22 protein-coding genes and 3 pseudogenes are annotated in these 25409 nt (G+C 56.1%); 10 read left to right on the plus strand and 15 right to left on the minus strand.

The window, feature by feature from the left end:
- From NDI89_RS11935 to NDI89_RS11955, 5 genes and pseudogenes are all read right to left on the minus strand, one after another.
- Positions 1-68 (minus strand): annotated as a pseudogene (locus NDI89_RS11935) (IS6 family transposase); the annotation flags it as partial.
- 157 nt (positions 69-225) lie between these two features.
- Positions 226-576: an SHOCT domain-containing protein gene (locus NDI89_RS11940; protein ID WP_277521838.1), complete on the minus strand. Its 351-nt coding sequence runs from the start codon at positions 574-576 to the stop codon at positions 226-228.
- A 57-nt stretch (positions 577-633) separates the two neighbouring features.
- Positions 634-936, minus strand: a complete 303-nt coding sequence (locus NDI89_RS11945) for a hypothetical protein (protein WP_277521839.1) — start codon at positions 934-936, stop codon at positions 634-636.
- 367 nt (positions 937-1303) lie between these two features.
- A complete protein-coding gene (locus NDI89_RS11950) occupies positions 1304-1894 on the minus strand; it encodes a DUF7343 domain-containing protein (protein ID WP_277521840.1) in 591 nt (196 codons plus the stop codon).
- A gap of 132 nt (positions 1895-2026) precedes the next feature.
- Positions 2027-3430 carry a permease gene (locus NDI89_RS11955; RefSeq protein WP_277521841.1) on the minus strand — a complete coding sequence of 468 codons (1404 nt, stop codon included), beginning with the start codon at positions 3428-3430 and terminating at the stop codon, positions 2027-2029.
- Between the two features lie 177 nt (positions 3431-3607).
- Between NDI89_RS11955 and NDI89_RS11960 the strand changes: the two genes are divergently transcribed.
- From NDI89_RS11960 to NDI89_RS11980, 5 genes are all read left to right on the plus strand, one after another.
- The gene (locus tag NDI89_RS11960; RefSeq protein WP_277521842.1) at positions 3608-3994 is read left to right on the plus strand and encodes an SHOCT domain-containing protein; all 387 of its coding nucleotides are present in this window, start codon (positions 3608-3610) and stop codon (positions 3992-3994) included.
- Between the two features lie 308 nt (positions 3995-4302).
- Positions 4303-4647 carry a hypothetical protein gene (locus tag NDI89_RS11965; RefSeq protein WP_277521843.1) on the plus strand — a complete coding sequence of 115 codons (345 nt, stop codon included), beginning with the start codon at positions 4303-4305 and terminating at the stop codon, positions 4645-4647.
- 155 nt (positions 4648-4802) lie between these two features.
- Entirely contained in the window at positions 4803-6269 is a 1467-nt protein-coding gene (locus NDI89_RS11970; RefSeq protein WP_277521844.1) for an amidohydrolase family protein, read from the plus strand.
- Positions 6270-6599: 330 nt separating this feature from the next.
- Positions 6600-7184, plus strand: coding sequence for a DUF7437 domain-containing protein (locus NDI89_RS11975; RefSeq protein ID WP_277521845.1), 585 nt, complete (start codon positions 6600-6602; stop codon positions 7182-7184).
- 11 nt (positions 7185-7195) lie between these two features.
- Complete coding sequence (locus NDI89_RS11980; RefSeq protein ID WP_277521846.1) at positions 7196-7726, plus strand: PIN domain-containing protein; 531 nt, start codon at positions 7196-7198, stop codon at positions 7724-7726.
- A 158-nt stretch (positions 7727-7884) separates the two neighbouring features.
- Here the strand turns inward: NDI89_RS11980 and NDI89_RS11985 are convergent, their stop codons facing one another.
- Positions 7885-8406 (minus strand): tyrosine-type recombinase/integrase, encoded by a 522-nt coding sequence (locus tag NDI89_RS11985; protein ID WP_277521847.1) that lies wholly within the window; start codon positions 8404-8406, stop codon positions 7885-7887.
- Complete coding sequence (locus NDI89_RS11990) at positions 8399-8782, minus strand: hypothetical protein (protein ID WP_277521848.1); 384 nt, start codon at positions 8780-8782, stop codon at positions 8399-8401. The genes NDI89_RS11985 and NDI89_RS11990 overlap by 8 nt, the downstream gene beginning before the upstream one ends.
- Before the next feature lie 648 nt (positions 8783-9430).
- Here NDI89_RS11990 and NDI89_RS11995 point away from each other — a divergent pair.
- Entirely contained in the window at positions 9431-10738 is a 1308-nt protein-coding gene (locus tag NDI89_RS11995; protein WP_277521849.1) for a hypothetical protein, read from the plus strand.
- 6 nt (positions 10739-10744) lie between these two features.
- On the opposite strand, the gene NDI89_RS12000 is transcribed toward NDI89_RS11995, so the two are convergent.
- A complete protein-coding gene (locus tag NDI89_RS12000; protein WP_277521850.1) occupies positions 10745-11374 on the minus strand; it encodes a hypothetical protein in 630 nt (209 codons plus the stop codon).
- A gap of 158 nt (positions 11375-11532) precedes the next feature.
- On the opposite strand from NDI89_RS12000, the gene NDI89_RS12005 reads away from it, so the two are divergent.
- The gene (locus tag NDI89_RS12005; protein ID WP_277521851.1) at positions 11533-16257 is read left to right on the plus strand and encodes a homing endonuclease associated repeat-containing protein; all 4725 of its coding nucleotides are present in this window, start codon (positions 11533-11535) and stop codon (positions 16255-16257) included.
- A gap of 78 nt (positions 16258-16335) precedes the next feature.
- Here NDI89_RS12005 and NDI89_RS12010 read toward each other — a convergent pair whose 3' ends face one another.
- From NDI89_RS12010 to NDI89_RS12030, 6 genes and pseudogenes are all read right to left on the minus strand, one after another.
- Positions 16336-17379: an HNH endonuclease gene (locus tag NDI89_RS12010; protein ID WP_277521852.1), complete on the minus strand. Its 1044-nt coding sequence runs from the start codon at positions 17377-17379 to the stop codon at positions 16336-16338.
- Positions 17380-17572: 193 nt separating this feature from the next.
- A complete protein-coding gene (locus NDI89_RS12015) occupies positions 17573-18058 on the minus strand; it encodes a zinc ribbon domain-containing protein (RefSeq protein WP_277521853.1) in 486 nt (161 codons plus the stop codon).
- Between the two features lie 164 nt (positions 18059-18222).
- A pseudogene (locus NDI89_RS23970) lies at positions 18223-18489 on the minus strand (DUF8150 family protein).
- Positions 18486-20822 carry a DUF4209 domain-containing protein gene (locus tag NDI89_RS12020; RefSeq protein ID WP_277521854.1) on the minus strand — a complete coding sequence of 779 codons (2337 nt, stop codon included), beginning with the start codon at positions 20820-20822 and terminating at the stop codon, positions 18486-18488. The pseudogene NDI89_RS23970 and the gene NDI89_RS12020 overlap by 4 nt, the downstream one beginning before the upstream one ends.
- 173 nt (positions 20823-20995) lie before the next feature.
- Positions 20996-22009 (minus strand): tyrosine-type recombinase/integrase, encoded by a 1014-nt coding sequence (locus tag NDI89_RS12025; RefSeq protein WP_254767396.1) that lies wholly within the window; start codon positions 22007-22009, stop codon positions 20996-20998.
- Between the two features lie 370 nt (positions 22010-22379).
- Positions 22380-22855: pseudogene (locus tag NDI89_RS12030) on the minus strand (sensor histidine kinase); the annotation flags it as partial.
- Positions 22856-22963: 108 nt separating this feature from the next.
- Between NDI89_RS12030 and NDI89_RS12035 the strand changes: the two are divergent.
- The 3 genes from NDI89_RS12035 (at position 22964) to NDI89_RS12045 (ending at position 24837) form a co-directional block, all read left to right on the plus strand.
- Complete coding sequence (locus NDI89_RS12035) at positions 22964-23233, plus strand: hypothetical protein (protein WP_277521855.1); 270 nt, start codon at positions 22964-22966, stop codon at positions 23231-23233.
- 199 nt (positions 23234-23432) lie between these two features.
- Positions 23433-24392, plus strand: coding sequence for an HNH endonuclease (locus NDI89_RS12040; protein ID WP_277521856.1), 960 nt, complete (start codon positions 23433-23435; stop codon positions 24390-24392).
- A 292-nt stretch (positions 24393-24684) separates the two neighbouring features.
- Entirely contained in the window at positions 24685-24837 is a 153-nt protein-coding gene (locus tag NDI89_RS12045) for a hypothetical protein (protein ID WP_277521857.1), read from the plus strand.
- A 205-nt stretch (positions 24838-25042) separates the two neighbouring features.
- Here the strand turns inward: NDI89_RS12045 and NDI89_RS12050 are convergent, their stop codons facing one another.
- Complete coding sequence (locus NDI89_RS12050) at positions 25043-25360, minus strand: hypothetical protein (RefSeq protein WP_277521858.1); 318 nt, start codon at positions 25358-25360, stop codon at positions 25043-25045.
- Between the last annotated feature and the right edge of the window lie 49 nt (positions 25361-25409).

A 25409-nucleotide genomic window follows, 5' to 3' on the forward strand; every position in this document is an offset into this window, starting at 1 on the left:
GTCCGCTCACGCTCCCAAGATTCATCAAATTCCGTCGCGTAGCACTCGCTGAGCAGGTCTGCGAGCATTGTCCCAAACAAACTCTACGACCTGCTCACTTCTCAAGCTGGCCTAACTAGACACTGCCCATAGTATATTATACCCCGTTTACGGGGTTAATGATTTGGTGCCGCAACGGCAGGCGTTGGGAGTGTGGTGAACCGGTTGGAACAGCAACTGTTCCGGTCATCCGGTACGTTCGAGCTGTTTTCGCCGTCGATCGAATTCGTCATCCGAGAGCTCACCGCGGGCGTAGCGCTCGCGGAGAACCGACAGCGACTGCTCATCGTTCCCGCCGGATCCTCGGTTGAGGATCGCATGGGCGAGGTAGAGCGGGACGGCGATGAGGAGCCCCATCCAGAGGAGCCCCCAGAGTCCCATCGCTCCGCCGAAGAGCCCCCCGCCACCCATCATGCCGCCGCCGTAGCTCCCGCCACCGTGGGCAACAGCCGTTCCAGTCGCCGCGACCAGCAGCGGGACGGCGAGTATCGTGAGTCGACGAGCAGTGCGTCCGACGTGAGTGGTAAGTTGCGTCATTATCTTGGGTTTGTGAGTCGTGGTGTTGGGTCGAAGCGATCGAAACGGTCAGGGTTGTCAGCAGTGGTCCTGCCCGTACATTCCGTCGTTGTAGTCGTCGTCAGCCATGTCCTGGGCCATCCCGTCGACGGTCACTCCCATGTGGGACTCCATCCACTCGACGCTACCAGGACCCATGTGGTCAGTCATGTGGCCTTCCATCCAGGCCGCCCAGTCATCCGCGGTCGCATTTCTGTCGTACGGTGGCGCATCGTCAGCAGTCGTGTCGGTGCCGTGTGCGCTGACCACGGGCGCGGCAAATGCGAGTCCGACGATTGCAAGCACCACGAGCAGCCAGCCGCCGAGTTTGAAGTTGGTCATTGTTGTTCTCCTCGGTTACTCGTAGAACCGCTTGGGAGTTATCACGATGGGTGTGAATCCGCACAGGAGATCGTTCGAGAACGTGTATAGGGCGTTTTAATCGTTTTTGAGGAATGAGATCGTTCATCCACGTCGAATTCGGCGGGCTCCGGGCTCACGTCCTTGCTGCTTTGGAAAGACTACAGGCGGAGCAGGCCGAGGTGGTTCACTTCGGCGTCAAGGAGGGCATGAAGAACCCTGCCGAGATGGGGGCAGAGCCAGAGCATGGGCCAGGCACAGGCCGCCGATTAACACGGTGCCCGATACTGCATCGGATACCTCACTGTCGGCCGATAGTTCCACTGGGCCTGGACTGCTGCCCCTGTGGCTAGTGCTTCTGATTCTGTCGCAGATCGTCGCTCGGATAGATACGGTACGTCCGCCCTTGACGTTCGCGATACAACAGACCCCGCCTCTCAAGAGCACTGACCGTCTGACTGACCTTGCTCTTCGAGAAGTTCGAGCGATCCCGTAATTCGATCTGCGTGATGCCGGGCGAGGAGACGATCGGTTCGAGAATCCGCCGTTCGTCGTCCGGCAAGAGGTCCAACACGCGAGCCTGCGGCTGAGACTCTGGATTGATGGCCTCATCTGGCTGGGTGTCAGCCGCCGGTGCTGTGCTCTCAGGGTCGGCTGGTTCCGACATCTCCTTCTGTGAGCGAGCGTTTGCGTCTGTGCTGGTGAAGTCGTCGCGGACTGCGAGATACCCTCCACCGATGACCGCCGCGGCGAGAAAGGTCCAAAGGACGTACCAGAGCGGATTCGTTCCGTGAACCGCCCCCATCGACGTGCCCATCATCGAGCCCATTTGTTCGATGGCTTGCTGTTGCTGGTACGCTTGCCAGCTGAGCGCACCACCGACGATGAAGATGGCAGCGACGAGGAGACCGACCAGCGTGTCTGATCGACGTCGATTCATCCATCCCACCTCGATTTGTCGTGATCCCAGTTCATGCGTGATAGTTTGCGAGACACCGCCGTACCAGTTGTGATTAGCCGACGCAAAACTCGAAGCTGCTTGGTCGCGATACTTGGTCTCGAGACACAGCAGTCAATGATGTTCATGACTCTGAGAGGCTCCCGTCCCTGAAACCTGTGGATGTTGATTGGCAAACTCGGAGGGGTGCTTCTCGAACGATCGCTTGCAGGTCTTCGAGCAGAAGTAGTACGTCTCGCCGTCGTGGGTGCTGCTCGGCCCGCTATCGTCGATCCGCATCCCACAGACCGGGTCACGATACTGGTCAGGTGCACCCAGCCCTCGGCGATAGACGTAGAGGAGGACTCCCGAGAGGGCGAACGCGACGAGGTTGAGGTAGAACGTGTAGTTGAGTTCGAAGTACGTCTGTTCGGTCGCCGTCTCACCACCGGCCAAATCCGGGACAATGTTGAGGGCGTCGAACAGTAGCTCCATGAGGAAGCCGGTGAACGCCATCGTGACGAAGAAGACGCCGAGGATGTACAGCATCACCTTCCAGCCGTAGTATTTCCGGTAAACGTTCAACACGGGAATCGTGATGAGGTCAGCGTAGACGAACGCGATGACGCCGGCAAAGCTGATGCCGCCGCCCCAGAGTGCAACGGCGAAGGGAACGTTGCCCATACTGCCGACGAAGCTGAGGACGGCAATTGCGACACCCATAATCGCGTTCTCGGCGGTCACGAGGAGGCCATCACCCTGGATGAACAGTGTATTCCAGACCCACTGCGGGACGAAGACGATAACGAACCCGGAGATGAGGAAGCCGGCGATGACGTCCTTCCAGATCATCGACCACTCCTTGCGGTACTGGTTCCCGACCTTGTACCAACCACCCCACGACAGCAACTCCTCGCGCCACCCACCACCGCTCGATGTCTCTTGGAGATACGTCTCCATACAGCCCTCCGAGCAGAATTTTAGCGTCTCACCGCCGTCAGTGGTGAGGGAATACTCGTCTTTGCCTTCCATCCCACAGGTCGGATCTTCTGTGACGCCCGATTTGCGGTCGCGTTCGTTGAGTGTCTCCCGGACTTCGTCGAAGAGGTTCTCAGGAAGCGTGAGATGGACGATGACCGCCATCACGGCGATGAGGATGAGACCGCCAAGCAGTTCCGCGACGAGGAACTCCCAGCCCAGCAGAAGCAGAATCATCAGCCCGAGCTCGACGATGAGGTTCGTCGACGCGAACATGAACGCCAGGAAGTTCACCACGTGGGCTCCCTTCTTGAACAATCCCTTCCCGATGGCGACGGCCCCGAAACTGCACCCACTGCTCGCCGCTCCGAAGGCGGTCGCCTTCGTGAGGCCGCTCAGGTCACCATCACCCAGGACCTGGGCCATTCGCTCCTTGGAGACGTAGACTTGGACGAGACTCGTGATCGTGAGCCCCATGATGATCGCCCACGCCGCCGTCCAGAGAAATCCAACACCGATGCGGAGGGATTCGAAGACTCCCTCAATCATCGTCGCCTGCATGGTTGTATCGACGTAAGCATCATCTATTGCAGTTCCCGTTAATATCCCTCTCTTCAGAGCCCCCTCGACTATGGATTCAAAAGTTGTACGGTTGGTTTGCAGAGGGTTCGAAGGCGTAATCGCATTGAACCGTGACCACGTACTGGACACTAGAGGCTGACTCACAGAGGGGCATATATGCCTGAAAATACGGAAGACACACGCTTGGTCACGATTCTCCTCATTATCATCGGTGCGTTCGTCATCTTCCCGATGTTCTTCATGGGCTTCGGGATGATGGGATTCGGGCCGATGATGGGCGGTATGTGGGGTGGTGGAATGTGGAGCGACGGGACGATACCAGGCTGGATGTTCATCGTTGGAATCCTGATGCAACTCTTGTTCCTCGCTGCCCTCGTCGGCGGTGGCTATCTCATCTACAGGGTTCTAACGAGCAATGAGAGTGGCTCAGACCATGCGCTCGAAGAACTTCGGCTCGCATACGCTCGCGGCGAGCTGACTGACGAGGAGTACGAACAGCGACGGGAGGCTCTCCAACACGACACGGAATCACGTCAGGATTGACCTGAAGGATGACGCTGACACCAGACCGCCGTTACACGACTGGCCAACCCTCGCTCCCAGCTTGGCTCGACCGATACACGACGCTGGGCTTCTACGGACTACTCATTGGAACGGGACTCTGCTTGGTCGCATTCATCACGAATCCGGTGCCAGACCCCTCGTTCCCGTGGGCGACGCTGTCGGAGTCACTTCGACTACCGTTCGAGCAGCCTCGGATTGAACACTGGCCAGTAAGCTATACTATCGGAATCTGGCTGTGGATTATCGGTTTTCCGTCGTTGTTCCTCGCTGGGTACAGACGATTCGGAATGCAGACGCCATTCGGATCGACGCTGTGGCTCGCTAGTCTCCCCACGTTGGCGATGGTTGGCTGGACGACGTACTGTCGGTTCTTCTGGCCGAAACTCCATCCGCCGACGTGGAATGCCCCCTCCTATACGTTCGTCTGCTGGCTGTACTGCTCCTCGTACGACGTGATCTGGAGTAATACCGCCTACGTGATTGCACTGTTCGGTATCGTCGCGACGATCTTTGCAGTACGACGACGAAAGGGGGCCGGGTACGTCCTTCTCGGGTTTGGGCTCCTCGCACTTCCCCTCGGACTGCCAGCTGTGTACGAGGGGTACCGACGAACGACGCAAATAGTCACCTGAACTTCTACCAATGGCGCGTGATCTCCCCTGGTATAGCCGGTCACTCCAGACGAGATGCGGTTTTTTCCGACTCTCGAACCGTACATGGGCTCTCAATTGGGTAAAAGCGGGAACCAATAATAGCAACTAGATAAACATCTGGATAGTGGGCGCAAATGACGGCTGACATCGCTATTCACGACGCATACGTTCTCACGGTCGATGACCGAAATCGGCTCTACGAACGGGGTACGGTACTCATCGAGGATGGTCGCATCACCGATGTGCGATCCTCCCAGAACGACGATGCGGACATCGCGGCCGCCCGTGTCATCGACGGCGAGGGCACACTCGTGATGCCGGGGCTGGTCAACGCCCACACTCACCTCGAACTGACGCCGCTGATCGGCGCGTTCAGCGACCTGGACCTGATGGAGATGATGAGCGGGATGACAGCCATCTTCGGCCACATCGCCGAGGGCGAGTACGACTACCTCACCGAGGCGGGGTACGAACTCGCCGCGCTCAATTTCCTCGCCGGCGGCGTCACCACCGTCAACTCGATGGACGTCCGGCCGAGCGCGGGCGCCGAGACGTTCGGTGAGGCGGGCCTCCGTGGGTTCTTCGGGATGGCACTCTCTGACCTCTTCTGGGACGTTCCCGTTGACGAGCAGTTCGCCCGTGCCCGCAGGTTCATCGACGAGTACCACGACACCTATGACGGACGGATTCGAGCGACGATCGACCCCCACGACGACTGGTCGTGTACCCGCAATCTGTGGGAGCGCACCGCTGATCTCGCCGCCGAGTACCCCGACCTGCTCGTTCACACTCACCTACTTGAACTCGAGGAGAGCAATACGATGGCACGGGCGAACGGTGCTGAGGACTCGCTTGCCCTCATCGACGACGTTGGACTCCTTGACGACCGACTAGTGGCCGCCCACTTCCGGCTCGCCGACAACGAGGACATCCGTCGGACTGCCGACGCAAACGCATCGGTCGCACACTGTCCGTCGATCTTCGCATACTGGAACACGAACGGTGACGTGCAGTGGACGCCGGTGCCAGAACTCCGCGCAGCGGGCGTCGACGTCGGTCTCGGCATCGACGACCACTACTGGCACGACTCGTACAGTATGTTCGGTGAGGCCCGGCAGGCTCGGCTCGCTGCGAATCTCAAGCGGTCGGCCGGTCAGTACGATTCGATGGAACTGGTGCGGATGCTCACTATCGAGGGAGCAGAGGCACTCGACGTCGGTGACGAGATCGGCAGCCTCGAACCTGGCAAGCGGGCCGACGTCATCCTACTTGATGTCGAACAACCGAAGTTCACGCCGCTGACTAACATCCCGGCGCAGGTCGCCAACAACGCGGCGCCCGCAGACGTAGAAACGGTCATTGTGGACGGCAACGTGCTGATGCAAGATGGCGAAGTGAAGACGATGGATGCCGAAGCAGTGCGCGACCGCGTCGAGACCGCGGTAGACCGCTTCGAGTCAGAGACGGATTGGAAACTCGGCATTGGGGTGAGCGAGCCGCCAGGCGCTATGGACGTCGCCCGTGACCTGCCGAAGCGCGGTCCCGCCCAATTGCTTGGCCGCCTCGCGTTCCAGTCGGTCAGGGACAAGTTCCTGTTTTGATCCCACTGTGAGTGCCAATAACAACGGATACATAGACATTACCATTTACAATCTAATGGCGACCTTGATTCAGTCCCGAGTGTACTCGACGCGATCCTGCTCCCGATGATTTTTGTGGTATGGACCTGCTGCTGTTTGGAACCAGGACGCATCTTCATCTCATGCATCTGAACCTCGTGAAGCAACTGCGGAAGGCAGAAAACTCGACGCTATGACATCGGAGAAATGAAAAGAATCGTAAAATAAGCTTCCCCTCATCATACTCACTGTCCAATTTCTATTACCCACCATCCCCAAACGTTATTACTCAATACACGAATCATGAATTGTATGTCGAAAGCCGCCGGGGATCCCGAGCGAGCCATCAACGGCCTCCTGTCGGTCGCCCAGCTCTTGGAAGAGCCGCGACTGGCTCGGCTCTATACGTTCATCCTTCGCGAGGGCGAACTCACCATCGACGACATCGTCGATGCTCTGGAAATGCCACGGACGACCGTGTATTCAGACACTGGAACGCTCGTTGATCTGGGGGTGCTGACACGCAACGAGGAACAGAAGACACACACGTATTCGGCGGTGCCGATCACGCTTACCGCTAACCTCGACGGGGACGAATACACGGTCACCCCGACCCTCATCGAGGCTTTCGGTCGCTCGCCGCGGGATCAGGATCTTGATCTCCTGATCGAAAAACATGGCCTGGGAAAACTCGCAGCCGCACTCACGTACGCAATTCCGTACGCCGAAGGCAAAATGTCGGAGCGAGTGGCTACCCGGGAACTAGATTTCCAGCATGCGTTTGCCATCTCCGTCTTACAAGCCCTTCGAGAGGTCGTACTCGACATGCAGACGGTCGATCCGTACTTCGACGACATTCGAAGTGCCCGCGATCAACCGCCTGAGACGGAGGACTGACGGGTTGATAGATGAACGGGTCTTTCAATCCAGTCGAAGAGAGCGTCGTCTGGGTCGCAGATACGGGACTGTTCGTGGCCTGTGGACGCCAGCAAAACAACAAATACACAGCCCTCGAGCGGTTCGCCCAACGGAACAATCTCTCATTCGTGATTCCACAACGCGTGTACGATGAACTCGGTGGGGCGCCAAATCGAAGTACACCTGGTCAAACCCCGATCGACAGCGCGATTAACGCAGGTTGGGTGACAGTGGCCGAGGAACTAGACTATACGAACAGCATCGTATCGCAGGTGATGGATGACGTACGAACGTATATCGCCCAATCGTCAAACCGGCGGGAAGATCAGATCGAAAAAGCAGACACCGCACTCGCGGCCGTTGCAGCAGAACAGCTTACGGGCTCTGATGTCGAGTTTGCGTGCGTCGTGACGACTGACATTGACGCCGGCGAAGGTATCGTTTCGGCGCTCTCACGGAACGGGTTCGACGGGCGCGTTCAGTTCAAAAATGGGTTCGAGTTGATCGAGGAGATTGCTTAATTCATCGTCGCATTACAGGTCATCGGAGTAGTCTCTCAGCTGCCCCCATTAGTTCTGAGGATCGAAACCAACGCTATGTGGCGATTCACAAGAACTCAATCACGTACAATCCAACCTTCGTACGCGAAAATACTGAAGAACTCCAGTAGTGAGGCGGGCTAATATAGCCCGTTACGGATCTTCTTTTCAGCGACTCCGTAGCCGTCCGCGGGTACTAGGTCCCACTTTGATGGGGTGTACCCAAGGAGTTGACGAATCTCAGATTGTGGAACCCCGGTCCGAAGCAGGCGCGTTGTGAACGTCGACCGAAGTGTTTGAGAATGGACGTTATCGGAGAGACTGTCTTCACTGACTGATTTGACTCGTTTTGTCACCGTTGAGGGGGTGATCGCAACCTCACTTCGCGTTCTGAAGAAGTCCTCGAACCGTTCGACCCCGTCTTCGGACAGCGGAATCGACCTCACTCGAGACCTTATGCCCTTAACTGCATCTGCCGGGACTTGGAGCATTTGCTTTTCGCTATCGAGCCATTCACAGCTCAAGCGACTGAACTCACTACCGCGCAGTCCAGTGTGGCCGAGCGCGTACACGGTGAATCCGTGTCGGTTCGACCTCTCTTCTGCGGCCTTGAGCAGCTTGTTGTACTTCGATGGTGACAGCGGTGCGGGCTCTTTACTCATCCTCACTGAGCACTAGATCGTATAAGTTCGCTTCTTTTGGATCTCGGGCATACTGCTTGAGGAACTTGATGCCGTCTTCGACTGCGACTTGCCCTTCCAGGAAGATGGGGACCTCAAATGGGCTCCCCACGCCCCAGGACTCGAGGTGCACGACTGCCTGCATCTGATTCCCTGCAAACTGAAGCTGCTTTTCATCATCCACAGACTCCGCGTCAGAGAGGTCGGCGTGCACCTTGATGATGAGTGCTCTCCCTTCTAGCAGAGACTCTTTCGCCACTGCGATACTGTGGACTCCTTCCGTTTCGCTGAGATTTCGGACGTAGTTTTCCAGTTCGATACTACCGTCGTTTTTGTTTTGTGATTCTGATTTTGACATAGATCACTCTATGCAGGTTCTACGATTTTCGCCTCAAATGGCGCAATTCGCCGTGTAATGGCGATCTCTACTACCCGACTTCGCTGCAAGTGATCTTTGGTGGGTTTAGTAAAATTCTTTGCGATAAATAATATGACAGGTTCTGGCTCATCTTGGTTAATAACTGCTTCACTTAAAAGATTTATATAGATTTTCGGCTGGAGAGGGTGTAGATTATAAATTAGACTCGGTAGACGTGAATCAATCACTATGAGCCAATAGGCCTGGTGCAGAAATCAGGGAATAGAGGTTCTGATATCGACTTTTAGCCAGTAATAGAGATAATAACTACTTTTTCGAAGTGGCAATTATAGATGGAAAAAGCTTCGAAAATAGATCGTAGATTCTCCTGGGATCTCCCTATTTGATGACTTCGATGAACTCTACTTCCCCTTTCGACTCTAACTCGAACAAGAACCTCGCTCGTCCCAATCTCATACTCCCCTTCCGTGGATGAGGAGACCTTCACGCGCTCATCATCTGGATATACTCGGAGCTCCCTGGTCCGAGCATAGCCCACGACGTCTTCATATCGATGCTATAGACGACTCAGTAAGTGTATCGCCATCTCTAAGTTATTCGATATGCTGCGCTCAACGAGATGCAGCGATGACGTATTGTGTTGAACCATATGTTCAGGATCTCGTGTGGCTCTGGCTGGAAAATAATCCCGCCTATACACAAGTAGGAGGCGAAGTCAGTATCGGGTCTGGTATCCATTCTGGGCGTATCGACCTTGTCGCGAAGACAGCCGATGGAGAGTATCATGGGTTCGAAATTAAAAATAACGCGTTCGCTGATGAACAGCTTAATCGGTATCTGAATTCAGAATATCTAGATAAGCTCTTTCACTGCTCTAGGGTTGGTGAGTCTGTTGCCGACCGGTTAGCTAATAAAAAGAAGGTAGGCGGCGGAACCTACACGAATCAGCAGATACGGAAGCAGGTGAGTAATGCGATTGCAGCCGGCCAATATACGGAAGCGGACTATCTAGAGGCACTTGACGGACATTTTCCGGACGACGTTCTTGAGCAATCGGTCTCAGTTTATCAGACGAACGAGCGTATTCTCGATGATGAACAGAAGACGGTCCGTGCACGATTAGAACGGAATCTCGGGATTCCAACGGCGGATTTCGACCCATCTGAGACATACATCGATCTGGAGGAGGCAATCAAACGAATGCAAAATAACCTCCTGTTGCCTGATCAGACCGGTGTGGTCGACGTCCCTCTTGAGCTGGAAAGCACTGATGAGCAAGATGGATTCCGGCAACCTCTCCCAAATGCCACAGACGACGCCTTTTCCCAACAGAAATGGACTGCTGTAGAAGTGATTCGTGAGGGATCTTCTCTCCCCCGCGAACACACACCAACACTCTCCTGCGACAACGAAACGTGGGTACAGCATCATGTGTGGCGGGCATACGGTCATATTCGCGAGGCTGTCGTTCCTAGTCAGCAAGATAACGCCGAATACCTCATCGATGTAATGGGCTTTGAAGATGGGAAAGCACCTGCGAAAATCTATCAAGAAGATAACAGCAAAAAATTGATCGGAGTCGAAGCAAAGGGAGATTCAACGGTGGCGACGACGGAGCAGATTGAGGAGATTCGGGCCCAGTTAGAACGGTACCAGTCAAGTGGGGTGATTACACACCTCTATCTGGCGGTTCCGCAGCAATATCAGGCGAACGGCGAACAAGTCCTTGCAGTTGACTCACTTTCAAAAGTCGGACTAATGACGGTTTCTCGTTCTGGAGAAGTGACAATCACACGTGAAGCCATGCGGTCGGAGATGGAGTTCGATGGGTACATCAAACGATCTGGCTCGAATGAGTATCCCCGGTCGATCGGATTCGGGAACTTGCGACCACGGGACGAACCGGAACACGTCGCCCCCTGCCGTGTCGGCTAAGAACTCTCAGAGGGTCGTCTCAAGGAGATCCCCTGTCGGCGAAATATACCCTAGGAGTTCGTCGTCGCCACCGTAGGTATCGGTCACCTTGAACGCGGGATCACCTTGGTATGTAACACCCTCAACGCCAATATTTACTGCGCGACCGACCTCACTGTGGTCACGGATGTCTGTCGTCTGGAAGCGTCCCGCATCCATCGCATCCTCGACATCGTAGCAGTAAATCGTTTTGTCAGATAGCCGCCAAAATGCCACATAGTTGCCATTGGGTGTAAAAGACGGTCTGCGTGCGACCTCGACAACACGTTGTAGCACTGTTTCGCCTTCCCAGGTCACTAGATTGAAAATTTTCTCTTGATGCTCGCCTGTATGGTATGCGATGTACCCCGTCTCACTCACTTCGATAGACCGGTTTAGTGGAGAGAGGACTTGTACGTATTCATCGATCGTAAATGAGAGTTCACCATCAACAAAGACTGCGACTACATTTTCACCGGTCGTTGCCGCGACGGTACACTTGCCCACCTGAATTGTTTCGGCCCACTCTGTACTTCCATCTGGAAAAATCAATTCTTCCGTTCCGATGTCTGTCTCACGCAATTCAAATTCGTCTGAACTGTTATTTCCTGTCTCCATAGCATGACCAGCCCACTACATAGCGATAAATTCCGTGGTAGACAGAACTCAGATGGAGTGGTTATCGATACTCTGCGGTATCGTTTTAATCCACCTCAGTGACGACCATATATCATTCAGCGATAGTTTTTTGCCATCGAGAAGGAATTGGGTAACAGATGGCAGGACTGGTCGAGTACGATTACGATTTCTTCGAAGATTATCAGTCCAAAGTTCTCTCCGATCTACCATCTATCGAACAGCTGATTCGCCTTGATGATGAGGTTGCGAACAAGGTCACGATGGCCCGATACGAAGGGCCAGTTGATCCGATCGAATGGAATGACCTTGAACGATACTACAGTGATCTCTTTGCAGATTTTGTTACGGAACGTATCCAGGGGGTAGTTGACACTGAGCCTATCGAGACGAACCGGGATCGGTTTCACACGTTTCGCCGCCATGTCGCCTCACTGAATAAGAATCTACCTGCTCAACGGACAGCACAAACGAGCGTCATCTCAAAGCCCGCAGAAACCGTCTTGCTCAAGCGATTACGACAGCTGGGATTTGACCCAAGTGCACTCGACATCACGCATATCGGCCGTGGTGGTGGCCTCTATCTTTTGGAACTCTTCGTGACAGCTGCTCAGCAGCAGGCACTCTCGGATACAGAGTTACTCACCGCATTGTTGGAGGAGGCCTCGTCGTTGGGTAGCTTAGGACGGGAGGAAGCGATGGCCCGCCTTCACAACCCTGTCCTGATGGTTTCTCTCTGGGATAATCAGCAGGCAGGGCTAGACAACTGGCTCACAAACGGACGTCACGGCATTCTCGAGATGGCGACAGCAACCGGGAAGACTGTCGCTGGAATTGCAGCTATCGCCGAGTGCTGTGGAGTTCTTCCTAACGACCCTAACCACTCTCCACGAACAACAGATGCGAATATCATGGTAGTGGCGCACTCAAACGCCATTCTGAAGCAGTGGGAGCGAGAGATTCAGGAGAAGCTTGGTCTTCCGATGCCTGCAGGAAAGACGGGTGACAAAGCCGACCGACTCTCGTTCAATGGTGGAGAAGTCGAGTTTTACACCGCTCAGTCGCTCCTACCGAGGTACGACCGCGATCTCGAAAATAAATACGATCTCGTCATTTACGACGAAGTCCACCACTACTCGAATATCGACGGTTACGGAGCCGCAATCGATAGACCGAACTACGAATCCGCAATGGGTCTTTCTGCCACCATCGGCGACGAGGGTGGACTGAAGCGGGAACAGCTTACCGAACTCTTAGGGGACGTCGTGTACACCTACGGGGTCGAAGACGCCCGCCGTGATGGCATCATTCCCGACTTCGACTGGACTGTCCATCCAACACCACTCGACCCGTACGAGCGTGAGGAGTGGGAAGAGACCACTGAGTCGATCTCTGATCAATTCAAACACATTCGTCGGTCCTCGGAAACCGAGCGAATCCTAAAGCGAATACCTGTTCCATTCACCGAACTCGAAGACTTAGGCGACTTCATTCGTGCCCACGAAGCCGCCTCGATGGCTCTCGACGACGACCAGATTCCGGACGACTGGTCGAACCTCCAGGCAACGATTCACTCGCGTACGTGGATTCGCCACCGCTCACAGCCGAAGATCGAGGGAGCCATCGAACTGGCAGAGGAGTATCTCTCGGATCCAGACCAGCCTGTCAAGGTCGTCATCTTCGCGATGGACATCGACACGGCTGACCGAATCGCCGACACTCTGAGTGACGTCACAGATAACGTCTACCGGGCACACAGCCAGCTTGAGAGCTCCTCCCGGAAGAACAACGAGCGAGTTCAGCAAAACATCGACGCGTTCGCAAACTGCGACAACGGTGTGTTGGTGTCACCGAAGATGCTCGACGAAGGTATTGACGTTCCCGACGCTGAGGTCGGGATCAACGTCGCTGGTACCAAGACGAAACTCCAACTCGTCCAGCGGATGGGACGGGTTCTGCGGAAGCACGGCGACCAGCGACCCCATTTCCACCACTTCATCGCAGTCCCTGACGAGAACTACATCGCAGGACTCGACTCCAAAGAGTATGTTCAGGAGCTTAACTGGGTTCGTGAACTCGGCGAAACGATCGGGGTCCAGCCTGTTATCGAGGAAGCAGGAGTGGACGCCGACCTCCTCGAGCGCGCAAAGCAGCGGGGACACGAACTGTGGGCTCGTGACCTTCTTGACGACCTTGAAATCGAAACAGTCCAGGGGAACGTTCATCTTGACCAGCTGCTCGAAGAGCTGACCGCCGAGGCAATCGAAATCCTCCTCGATGAACTCTGGCTTGGTGGAGAGTATGTTGCACAGGATGACTGGGAGACTGCGATGGACCGGCTTCGGGATGACGAAGCACTCACTGTGGAAGGTCTCCAGCGCGTCTGGTGGCTCTTCCCTCTCTACCGGGAACGCCCGGAGGAACTGGAGGATCTGTTAACCGCATCATTTGAGGCTCTTTCAGAAGAGGACGTTCCCACGACTAGGAAAGGGAGAGACTCTGACAACTCAGACCAAGAGTCGACTAATGCTGATGACGGTCGCGTAGAGACGTCTTCTACCGAAAGAGACAATCAATCGAGCAGTTCCGAGGACGAAGGTCAACCGCGGGTATCGGGGGAACCCACGGAAGCGGGAGATTCAGAGTCGTCTAATGAGAAGTCGACATCGGCGACAAAGGCTGCTGAGCTTCAGGTGCCCGTTCCCCAGAGTGTGGACATCCTCGAAGAATTCGGTGTACAAAAATCGGCTATTGAATTAGACGCCAACCGAATCACCCAGGATGCTCAGCAGTCGGTTGACGATGAACTGCTTACTGGGATCGGAAGTGGAGGACTGCTTTCCTCTGGATACCTCTACCAGCGCTCGCTTGCGACCTATCTTTATGAAGATGAGCAACCACAGTATTTGCTCGCATCTGAGGACCGTTCACCTGCCCTCTATATCTCAACCGATCTCGAACGATCGTTACCTAATTTAGACGGGTATCAGGCCATCACGGCGATTACACCAACACGTGCACTCTGTGTCGTTGGGAGTGAACCTGAGAATGTCCCTGTACAGCTCCGCTATGAGGACCTCACGAAAGTCGAGATCGAGCAGAGTGGCCAGCTGTTCTGGAAAAAGTCCTCTCTCGTGCTTCGGACAGATGATCAGCGACTCACCATCCCGGACGAGACCGGAACTGATCTCAAGGCGGTCGCAGAGTACATTTGCGCAGCGGCCTATCAACAGAAGCACGCTGCTGGACTCCGACTCCTGGATGCATGTAACTCGGTCCTCGCGACTGGTGAAGTCGATCGGCTCGGTTCGGTGCTGGAGATGGCTCGAGAGCAGTTGCAGTACGCGATTCACTGGGGGAATTCACACGACCTCGACACAGAGAGTTCACGCAGAGCACTCGAGTTGGTAGATACTTGTGTCGGGCAGTTCGACACTAAGCGTGACGTCCTCCGGTTATGGGGTGAGGTTCAACGAATACTGGTCGATGCTCGCCTGACGTCCCTCGACAACGATGATCGCCTCGAGGAACTGTGCACAACCGCGCAGACGAAACTCGACAAACTGCTTTCGGGCAGTGTTCGGGGGAGCCAGTACCTTCAGACAGAAGCAACGCGCTTGCAGAATAGTCTTGAGGTGGCACTCCCGAGTGATGAGGATTCGAACACCGATACGGCAGAGGACGAGACGTCAGAACCGCCAGAGGGCTCGTCTAAGAGTAGTGAACGCAAACCGAAGCGACAACGGTTGCTCGACGAACTTCAGGCTCTCACAGAGGAACTTGGTGCGGTACCGAAGGCGCCCGAAATGGACGAACAGGGAACGTACTCGACCCATGAGTATTATCAGACGTTTGGATCGTGGGACGACGCACTCGATGCAGCTGGACTTGACAAGAGAGCAGCTCTCATCGACGAATTAGAACGAGTAGCGACAGAACTGGGTGAGATTCCCTCGACGACGCAAGTCGACGAGCACGGTCGATACAGTTCCGGTATGTACTCGAACGAGTTTGGGACCTTCACCGAAGCACGGGATGTCGCTAACTTTGAATTCCTCGAGGAAGAGCCGTCGAGAGAGGGAGAGAGCCAAAGCGAAACGGAACAAGATGAAGACAGGGCAACCGAAAATCCAGACGCTGAACCGGCACGTGAGGCGCTAATTGCAGAGATTCAACGCCTAGACCGATCGACAGAGGAATTGCTACCGTACGCTTCTGAGATGGATTCTCGAGGAGAGTTCACTGCATACGGCTGTCAGCGTGAATTCGGCTCGTGGGACGACGCACTCGATGCTGCCGGTATCGATAAGCGGGAGCGACTGCTTGAGGAGCTTCGGCGTGTACGTGACGAGGTGGAACGAATCCCCAAAACGACAGACATGGATAACCATGGCCGAGTTTCAGCGTCTATGTATTCGAATTTCTTCGGTTCCTGGACCGAAGCGACCTCACTCATCGAAGATGCCACACTATCGGCTTCTGGAAAGGGAGATTCTACCACAACCTCAGAGGGAGATACACTGGATGAGAATGACGAAGATGTACTGACTTGGGAAGACATCCCCGGGAACAGCCGCCTTCCGGGACCCATCCCGATTCAGATTGTAGAAAAGCGTACCGCGCGGTCCGACCGCGTCGATGGCCGCTACCTAGTTCGAGACTTAGCTGGGACAGAGTTCGAACTCAAGGTCTGGGCTAAACACGGAATCACGGTCGACTGGGAGCCGGGATGCTGGTACGTACTCTCTGAGGCACGGGGAACGGTCTGGGAAAGCGATGGGGAAGTCAACCGAATGCTCGACAGCACCCGAGACTTAGAGACTGTCGAGTGTCTGTCTCGACCAACAAAACAGGATCTACTGTAGTAGAGCGTCTGGTCCGACAGAAATCATACCTTCAAATAGGAAATGTGAGATACTGCCCCGTGAATGACGGGGAAGATATTACAACCACGATAGGCCAGTATTGAGTTCTTCGAGGAACGACGGCCGTATTTGGACGTCGGATGGAAACGCAAGTTGTTCTCCTTGCCGTTCAAGGATAGTTTCGCGAAGAAAAGGGTGGGCAGGGTCGAACGAAGGACTTGTTCGGATCCGATAGTCGCTGTCGATGGTAAACAGTGCGGCGTCGAACGCGCGGTGGTGCAGCGAATTCAGTACGAGGACGTTCTCAGGGTGTTCAGCGAGATCGGGGTGTTGACTTCGGGGGAGGATATGCGCTAGGTCCAAAAGATCACTCTCTTGAATGCCGGTCATCGTGCATGCGTGGCCATATCGATTGAACATGTCTTCACGGAAAGCGTCGCTTACGACGGTTTCGGACCTTTCGTACCGTCGAACCTGTCCGCTCTGATCGAGAGTCTCGCCGGTCGGCCACTGAGAGACCTCACCAGTCTCAACCCAGTGTGTCCAGACGTCCGGAGCACGACCGTCATCGTTCATTCGGGCGCGATCGTGTAGCCACGAAACGGGGACAGACTGCGTATTGAGAATGGAGAAGTGGAAGAGGTAATTCGGGATCTGTGTGCCGGTATCGTCTTGGTAGGAGCGAACCTCGAAGTGTTCGGGGACACACAGCCCACAGAACTCGACGACGCCGGACTCCGGTTTGCGAAAGATGAAAACGGGCGGGACATCCTCCCGTCGACCGGACGCTGTTCGGTCGAACGCGGTCTTGATCTTCTTGTTCTTCGCAGACTCGTCGTACGGATTGGTGGCTTTGGCGTCACCCCAGTAGCTGATGTATCCGGCGTTGACAGCGAGCGTATCTTCCCAGGGGTCGTCGTGCTGGGAAATGCCGCTATCGTTCGACACGAGGACGAGCGCCGCAGGCGTGTCGGATCGATCGGCGCCGAGGGTACGAATACCGCCTGTGTTCTTGATGCCGCTGTCGAGCGGGCCGCGGATCCACCGCAGGAACTGGTCGTCAGAGTTCCGAAAGCTACCGGTGTCCCGGTACCGTTCGCCGACCCGGAACCTGTGGTTCATGATGGATCACCGTTGCGTTTCTGAATTAATAAATGGCCACGTGCGTTGCTGCATCACGAGAAGAAATACAGCATTCTGAGACGAAGACATTGAAGTCTGGAGGTTCTATCTGGATACAGAACTGTGGCGTTTTACCGGAATACAAGGTCCTGTATGAGGAAAGTGATTCCATACGCCTGGATAGTTACACACCTTATTCTTCCTCTCCCCCGACTTCAATCGTGACTGAGACATCATCTGGTGTTATCTCTGGTTCCGAAGAACAGAGGTAGACGCTTACCGCTACAATGTTCTCTAACCGTTCCAGACCTGCGCCGTTGAGTACGAACCTAAATGGGCATGTCAACCGGACAAGTTTCTCAACCGCGTCGATGTCATCAACGTCAATATCCTCGTCCGGTAGGTCGCCGAACAGGGCTTCCTCATTGTCGAATTCTTCCCAGCGATCGAGCAAGCAAAAATCAGCCAGTGCGTGGCGCACTGTTTCATGCAACCGCTCGTGGTAGCGATTGGGCAGTGTTTCGTTCCCATCAATCGCTTCTTGTATGTGGCCTCGATCGACCAACGTTAGAAACCCATCTGCCCAATCTTTGAGCGGTGGATCGAGTTCCGAGCCGCATTCGGGACAGTAGTTGGCCGTCGGTTCGACGGAGGAACTGCAATTGTCACAGATAGTCATAGTGGTTATTCTACTGGCTCGGTTATCAAGACATCCACCCAGACAGAAGAATCCCTCTTGAGGCGTAGTGAGTCGTCGAATCTGCGACGACGCTAACTAAACTCGTGGCTACCTTTGATTATCACTACCCGATACGAAGTTCTCGCATACTCCAGGGGCAATGTCTATTTCCCCGGACTCTCGTCAGAATCGTCCTGCACATCGGCGATCTCGTTGACGACGTCTTTCACGTGCTGTTGGTGGGAAGCGGACGTCTGAACACTCTGGACGGCTTCGAGTTGATCGTTGACAACGGTGTTCTGCTGTGGCCCCCATTTCTCTGGTGGCTCGGACTTGATGTACTCGACCCAGCGCTTGACCGCCTCGATCCGCGCTTAGCGGTTCTGCTCGTGTTTCGCGTCGAGGGAGTCAGGCACGTTTGAGTCACTCATATTTGTCTTTCAGCCATGGCGGAGGGTGATGTGAGGTCGGTTGCTAGTCGGTGTGCCCGGTCGGGGCCGATGCCGGGAATCGCTTGGAATGCGTTTTGATCCGCATCGAAGAACGCCTGTTCGCTATCGAAGTGGTCGGCGATGCGCCACGCAAGCGTTTCGCCGATGCCGGTAACGCGGGTGGCCTGTTCAAATATGTGCAGACACTCGTCGGTGGGGACGACCGTTTCTCGGTCAAGCCCTCTTATCGTGATGTCGCCCCGTTCTTCGAGTCGCCGGAGCGCGGTCCGGGTCGTGCTTTCGTCTATGCCGCGGACTTTCGCGTGTTCGATGATCGTATCTCGGGAGGGTGCGTCGGCGGGGGCGGCGGTCTGGTCATCGATTACGTTCGTAATGGTGGGGAGGATCAGATCGTCCTGGTCGAGCCAAGTGTAGTCGATGCTGTCCGGGATGTTAGGGTAGTCGTCGCGGAGTTGGTCAATTTCGTCCCGGGTCAGTCCGGTCCCGTCAATGAGATACCGGTGGATACGACCACGGTCAACGAAGAGATCGGTGTGGCCCTCGTGGCCGTTTTCGCGGACGACGACCAGGGTGTGGCCGTCGGTGGAGGTTCCATAGCCGATGATCTGCTTGTTCAGGTCTGTGAACAGGGAGAGGTCGGTCTCCTGGTCGTACTGTGTGGGCGGGGAGAGGGACTGCTGAGGAATACCGAAGTAGTTCAGATAGTCGGCGCTGTTGAGTGTGATGAGGCATTTCAGAATGTCGAACAGGGTTAGGACCGCATTCAGGTAGTTCGCATTCCGGTACCGAAGCTGGCCGTGGGAAAGCCGGTTTCGGAGGTTCATTCCTTCCCGGCTCGTGTATCGGTACCGGAGGTAGATGGCGTAGTGGCGTCCGAACAGGTCGCGTCCGTCGATGAACAGCCCTCCTAGGAGCTGTTGTTGGGTTCCTTCGTCGATGATTGTGTATGCTGGTCGTCCAATGGATTGGAGGGTGTCGACGATTGTTGCTTCGAGATGTGGGACGAAGAGGAACAGCGCCTGGCGGTGGTTGTCTTCGTGGAGTTCGAGGAGTGCGTCGGTGAGGAATGCTTCTGTATTGGGGGAAAGCGTGTCTCCGATCGCGAATATGTGGAAGATGTCGGATAACGTGAGGTGGCCTTGCTTGATCAGGCGGTACAGCGCGTTTCCTAGCGATGACATCTTCCCTGCTGCATGGTGGGCATAATTGTTCGGGATAGATTCAGGGTCCGAGGGGTCAACGGAGAGTGTGTGCGCTTCCGGGGAGATGATCTGGCGGCTGACGAGTTGGGAGATGACGAACTCCTCTGTTGACAAGCGAATCTTGTTCGGGTCGGGGATGAGGCTGCTGGAGAGTGCTAGGCAGTAGAGTGCGTACGACCCGGATCCGGAGGCCTGCTTCACATGCTTGAACCAGTCGATGTAGACCTGGGTGTTGTGCTCCATTTCTTCGGCGACAGCCTGCTGGAGGCTTTCGCCCTCAATCCCGTCCACATCCAGATCGTTCGGGTCGAATTCGTGGAGTTCGGTTTCGGTCCCGGTTCGGCGGGCTTGGATGGCCTCCTGTTTCCAGTCGCGCTTCTGTTCGTCACTTAGATATTCAGCGCACTCGGCGACGCCACTCTGGAGGATGTCAGCCTTTTGTAACAGGCTCTCTCGCCCGACAAGTTCGGCTTCTCTTCGGTACGAGTCGACAAGTGCGGTTTCCACGTCCGATGTGTCTCGGTCGCATGCTTGTTTGAGCTCGTGCAGCAGCCGAAGGTATTCTCTGAGCTGGTTGAAGCGGTTGTCTGTACGGTAAGCGTCCGCGTTCGCCTCAATTAGGTCTATCCACCGGTCTCTGTGGGGGTCCGGTACATCGTCGATGTTGTCGATTGCGGCCTCGATGATTGAGGTTGTGAAGTTGGGGGAGTCGTCTATGTGGTAATTCTCTATGAATTCGAGTGCTTCTTCGAGTTCGTCTGTTGCGTCATGGCCCTGTAACCCTGCTTTGAGGTGGATTCGCCGATACTGGTATTGGGCAGTGACGTTCACCCATCCGCGGTCCTCTGCGTCGGCGATGGCGTCCTCGAACTGGTCCAGTGCATCACGGGCTGATTGGAATGTGCCGTCGCTGTACCAGTCCTCAAGGTTGTCCACGAGATCGGGCAGCAGGTATTCACCGGCCATTTCGTCGAGGTGGAGCCAGGTTTCTTCGCTGAGTTCTTCCTCATTTTCAACTGAATCGAAAATTCGATCTAACTGTAGAGCAAAGTGGAAATCCTCCCCGGGGTCTGCCCGCGCCCTGTCGAGTGCATCGAGTAACCGGACCATACGGAATACCGGATCCCCGATTATGTAAAGATGGCAGACGTGTGCCACTCTCGAATTGGTGCTCTAATCAATCTGTCTGAGGCCGTCGTCCAGCTCCGCAGTTAGTTTCTCGCCCTCGACGACGATGAATCAGCTGTCAACGATACGTGGCAAAGAAATGGTGGTCGGGTTACTTAGAGCCGATCCAGGTAGTCGCGGCGCTGTTCCATCTTTTCTTTCTCGGTACGCCGATCGTAGTGCTGTTCGATGACCGCGGGGCTCACGTTTGCCCGGTCACTCACGACATTGTCCGGAAGATCACTGTTAAGCGAGTGCGTGATGCTGCCTCGCCGGATCGCGTGGGGGTTGACGTTCGCGGGACACCTGAACGCCTCTTGGTCGTTGACAGCAGCCTCACACTCTTCTGGGTCCCGATCCTCGGGGCATTCTGCCCCACGGAAGCACGGCCGGGTCGCCTGGTAGACGTACTTCCGAAGTGTAGTCTTGTTTGCGCGGCCCTCCCGCGTCGCGACGAGCGGTTCACGGCCGAAGTCGTCAGTCACGTTCGGTCGCTTCTCTTCGATCCAGTCGTCGAGCAGCATGCAGATGTCATCCGACAGCGCGACCAGGCGCTCGCCGTCTTTCTTGTTCTTGATTGGCGTGTCAGTATCCGGGCGGTGGTGAACCTCGATGTACTGCTCGCCGGGATTGTAGTCGTCGACGTCGAGAGCGTTGACGCTGCTGACACGCATCATCGTGTGCCACATCAGCGCGACGGTGACGTGTTCACGGGATGCGTAGTCGTACTTGGCGAGGTACGAGAGAACCGCTTCGGCTTCCTCGGTCTCCAGCATCTCGTCGCGGGTGTTTTGCTCTGGCGTCATCGACGGCGAACGGACCTTCGTCGAGAGGTCCTGTTCGACGGCGTCGATCGACTCGGCCCAGCGGATGAACACGCGCAGCGTGTCCATTTGGGTCTTCTCGCTGGCGACGGAGAGGTCACCGTCGTCGCGCCGCCAGAGGCGGTACTGTTGGATTTTGCGCCCGGTGAGGTCGTTGAGGTTGTCGATGTCCTCCATCTCACACCAGCGCAGGAAGTGCTTGAGGCGGTACCTGTGCGACTGAATCGAACTCTCGGCGAGTTCGGCTTCCTTGTCCGTGAGGTACAGCTCGAGTGCTGTCTCCGGATCGATTGGCTCGAGACTCATAGTCGTGAGTCGCGAACCGATAACGGGTCGATCTGAACTCCGGGATTTCCCTCCGTTCGTCAGACTGAACGAGAGGAATCCTGAGGGCGTCTGAGGCCCTGTGAGCCTGCAGCGCCCATGTTTCTGTCGCGAACGAATTCGTGAGCGGCAGATACCGGATCGCGAAGGATTTGCGGTAGACGGCGGCAAACGAAGCGAGCCGACGGCGTGGTTCAAATCCCGTCGCGCCCATCCACATCCTGCCCGGTTCTGGACTGCTTACGACGCTCTCGAGTCCCGACCCCTGCCGTGGATGAGGGGCTGGTACCACCTCTCCGAGATGCTTCGTCGATTGACGCCCAGATACTGTCGTTCTCTGGGTTCCGTCATGTCAGAGCAGCCGGTCGGCTACCCTCTGTCCAGTACAAACTGGTTGGGCGTCGGCACCGCATTCAGCCGGAACCGTGAACGAAACCGTTGCTCCGTCGCCGGGCGCGGAGTCGATCCAGATCTCGCCGCCGTGCCGTTCGACGATCCGGCGACAGAGCGCGGGACCGATCCCCGTCCCGTCGTACTCCTCGCGGCTGTGCAGTCGGTTGAACACGGTGAAGACGCGGTCGTGATCCGCCGGATCGATTCCGATCCCCTCGTCCCGAACCGCGATCACCCACGTTCTCCCTCGTCGGTCGGCACCGACGTGGACGCGCGGCGGGTCGTCACCGCGTACGTGATCGCGTTCGAGAGCAGGTTCTGGACCACCTGCCGTAGTTGGCTGGCGTCCCCCGATACCGTGGACAGTTCCTCGGTCGTGATCTCGGCCTCGCTTTCGTCGACAGTGAGCTGCAGATCCGCCAGGGCGTCGTCGACCGCGTGGCGGCGCTGCTGGACGCCCTCGAGAGCGACGACCTGAAGGGAGAGTCGTGGGAGTGTTTCGGCGAGTACACGAGATTCGAGGAGACCTGCGAGCACTGCGACGTGGACGTACCGCGAACGACGCTGTCCGAGTTCGATATCGATACGGAGCGGTATCACGACCGCAGGGACAGGACGGACGCACTGAAGTCGTACCTCGCGGGCGGGGGTGTTCCGATCGCCGGCGAGCGATATCTCGACCTGCTCGAGGCCGGTGCGACCGCGACGAAGACGTTCCGCGAACTCGAGGGGCTGCTCACCCACTACGCGACGACCGACGTCGTGCCGCTGTTCGAACTCGCGGATTCGCGGCCGTTCGAGGAGTACGCGTAGTAGCGTCGACGAATGGGCGATGGGGTCTCGTTGCCTCTCTCGACACCGCTCCTCGAGCGCTCACGACTGCACGAGAGGGCTATACAACATCGATAGAGTGCACGATATTAGTTCAATAAATGGATATAATTTGAAAAGCTGATATAGATGGAAAATATTTAACGGAACTTACATGTTATAATAACGATGTTGGGCAGACATGCCCGTACAGGCGATCAATGATTGGCTCGCGCTCCTCGAGCAAGAGGCTCAAGAGCGCAATATCTCTGTGGATACTGATATTGATGGCCGTATTTTCCATTTTCATCTCGGCGACGATCCCGGAATCATCGGAAAGGTACGCTATTCCGAGAAAAAAGAGCGGAACTACGAAAACGAACAGGGCCTGACCCATATCTGGCATCGATACAATCGGGAAAAGGATCGAATTCGGGACGGGTCCGAACGCAACGTCGTAAACGTCACTCTCGATATCTGGGAGAAGGACGAGTTTGACCCAAAAGATCATCATTTCATCTTCTTGACTGAACAAATGATCGCCGAGGATACCTACTCGAAAGGTGACCAGAAAATCCACATTCTAGATGACGGGAAATACAAAGGACCGTTATCGAAATATGTCGATGATTGGGATTCTATATTCGAGTATGCAGCGGGAGAAGCATCTCCAACACCGACCACGACCTCCGAAGGTGAAATCGACACGCAGTCCCAGGAAACCGATGGCGATGTCTCGGCTCCAGATGATCTCTCTGGAACCGTGCGTGAAGACACACAAACGCAGGTACGTGTTAGTGAAGAATTCAAGCGAGCAGCCTACGACCAGTTCGAGAATCAGTGCGTACTCACTGGGATTGAACGGCAGGAACTGCTGACGGTGTCTCATGTACTCGACCGCGCTACCAATCCGGAGATCGCTCAAGACATCGAAAACGTGCTGATTCTCGATTGGACACATCACACCGCCTTCGATGCCGGTCTGTGGACGTTCGATGAACTCGGCCGGATCTGGATCAAGCCCCAATTTGATACTGAAAGTCCGTTCCTCAGAAGCTCACTGATCGATAGACACGGCGAGAAAATAGATGCTCTCACCGACGTGGGCGAGGAGTACATCGAACAACACAATGACGAACTTCAGTGGTGGCCACCGAGATAATTTTCCCAGTCGCGGAGTGGTTTGCTCACGTTCTACACGCCTCTTTCCAACTAGTTGTCGATAGATATAAGTTGCAACGAGTCAACAATCAGGACGGAAGTAACCCTCCACGTGTCGCAGGGGGCTGCGCGCAAATGCCCCGGGTGCTAGAGACACCCGAGACGTTGCTTCCAAACCCCTGGGTGGGGATTTGCAAGCATGATTCCGTACATTCTACCGGGATATAAACGTCCCGCACGCCGACAGGACGCATCGCCTCGAGCAGTCAAACAACCCTCGAGCGGAGGCCACCGTGCCTGACCACCCCGAGGACCAGCCGCCGGACTGTCCCCACTGCGGGCACACGGTGACCGCGATCTCGGTCGTCGGGCCGACGGAGGCGTACGTCTCCCCGTGTGGCTGCGAGATCGCACCCGGGCTGCTCGCGACGGGATTCGAGCCATAATCGCCCGATCGCACGACCACCGCGCGATCGGCGCGTTGCAGGCGCAGCGCTCGAGCCGCGGCGGACAGCCGGGCCGTCGACGGCGGCCGATCGAAACCACCCGTCTCGACACACCACCGACGGCCGCCGTCGGCTCCCGGCCCGCGATCGCGGCTCGAGCGCTGTCGCTCCGCTTTCTCGTCTCGAACCCTGCCGAGAAGAACCGCTAGTCGCTCCCCGAGAGCCACGACTCGAGCCGATCCACGACGGCCTCGGCGATCGCCTCGCCGATGCGGTCGGGCGCGTCGGAGAGGTCCCAGAGATAGTCGCCGGTCCGGGTGATCGTCACCCAGTCGACGTAGTCGCGGCGGTCCAGCTCGAGCAGGAGGTCCTCGAGGACGGACTCGTTCACGCGACAGCCCAGCGCGTCCTCGATCGCGGCGGTGAGCTGGGCCGTCGTCGCGATGACGCGGTCCTCGAGGCTGTGATCGATCGTCGTGGGGCCGGTCGTCGGGGAGGGCGGGAATGTCGGCCGGTGTGGCATTCTCGACCGCTGGATTCGGCGTGGTCGTTATAGGTTTGATGATAGTCCT

This window comes from Natrinema salsiterrestre (genome assembly GCF_029502005.1).
In the GTDB taxonomy this organism is placed as follows: domain Archaea; phylum Halobacteriota; class Halobacteria; order Halobacteriales; family Natrialbaceae; genus Natrinema; species Natrinema salsiterrestre.

Excerpts from the sequence above, each read along its gene's own strand:
- NDI89_RS11940 (WP_277521838.1), bottom strand. The coding sequence starts at position 576 with ATGACGCAACTTACCACTCACGTCGGACGCACTGCTCGTCGACTCACG.
- NDI89_RS11945 (WP_277521839.1), bottom strand. The coding sequence starts at position 936 with ATGACCAACTTCAAACTCGGCGGCTGGCTGCTCGTGGTGCTTGCAATC.
- NDI89_RS11950 (WP_277521840.1), bottom strand. The coding sequence starts at position 1,894 with ATGAATCGACGTCGATCAGACACGCTGGTCGGTCTCCTCGTCGCTGCC.
- NDI89_RS11955 (WP_277521841.1), bottom strand. The coding sequence starts at position 3,430 with ATGCAGGCGACGATGATTGAGGGAGTCTTCGAATCCCTCCGCATCGGT.
- NDI89_RS11960 (WP_277521842.1), top strand. The coding sequence starts at position 3,608 with ATGCCTGAAAATACGGAAGACACACGCTTGGTCACGATTCTCCTCATT.
- NDI89_RS11965 (WP_277521843.1), top strand. The coding sequence starts at position 4,303 with ATGCAGACGCCATTCGGATCGACGCTGTGGCTCGCTAGTCTCCCCACG.
- NDI89_RS11970 (WP_277521844.1), top strand. The coding sequence starts at position 4,803 with ATGACGGCTGACATCGCTATTCACGACGCATACGTTCTCACGGTCGAT.
- NDI89_RS11975 (WP_277521845.1), top strand. The coding sequence starts at position 6,600 with ATGTCGAAAGCCGCCGGGGATCCCGAGCGAGCCATCAACGGCCTCCTG.
- NDI89_RS11980 (WP_277521846.1), top strand. The coding sequence starts at position 7,196 with ATGAACGGGTCTTTCAATCCAGTCGAAGAGAGCGTCGTCTGGGTCGCA.
- NDI89_RS11985 (WP_277521847.1), bottom strand. The coding sequence starts at position 8,406 with ATGAGTAAAGAGCCCGCACCGCTGTCACCATCGAAGTACAACAAGCTG.
- NDI89_RS11990 (WP_277521848.1), bottom strand. The coding sequence starts at position 8,782 with ATGTCAAAATCAGAATCACAAAACAAAAACGACGGTAGTATCGAACTG.
- NDI89_RS11995 (WP_277521849.1), top strand. The coding sequence starts at position 9,431 with ATGACGTATTGTGTTGAACCATATGTTCAGGATCTCGTGTGGCTCTGG.
- NDI89_RS12000 (WP_277521850.1), bottom strand. The coding sequence starts at position 11,374 with ATGGAGACAGGAAATAACAGTTCAGACGAATTTGAATTGCGTGAGACA.
- NDI89_RS12005 (WP_277521851.1), top strand. The coding sequence starts at position 11,533 with ATGGCAGGACTGGTCGAGTACGATTACGATTTCTTCGAAGATTATCAG.
- NDI89_RS12010 (WP_277521852.1), bottom strand. The coding sequence starts at position 17,379 with ATGAACCACAGGTTCCGGGTCGGCGAACGGTACCGGGACACCGGTAGC.
- NDI89_RS12015 (WP_277521853.1), bottom strand. The coding sequence starts at position 18,058 with ATGACTATCTGTGACAATTGCAGTTCCTCCGTCGAACCGACGGCCAAC.
- NDI89_RS12020 (WP_277521854.1), bottom strand. The coding sequence starts at position 20,822 with ATGGTCCGGTTACTCGATGCACTCGACAGGGCGCGGGCAGACCCCGGG.
- NDI89_RS12025 (WP_254767396.1), bottom strand. The coding sequence starts at position 22,009 with ATGAGTCTCGAGCCAATCGATCCGGAGACAGCACTCGAGCTGTACCTC.
- NDI89_RS12040 (WP_277521856.1), top strand. The coding sequence starts at position 23,433 with ATGCCCGTACAGGCGATCAATGATTGGCTCGCGCTCCTCGAGCAAGAG.
- NDI89_RS12050 (WP_277521858.1), bottom strand. The coding sequence starts at position 25,360 with ATGCCACACCGGCCGACATTCCCGCCCTCCCCGACGACCGGCCCCACG.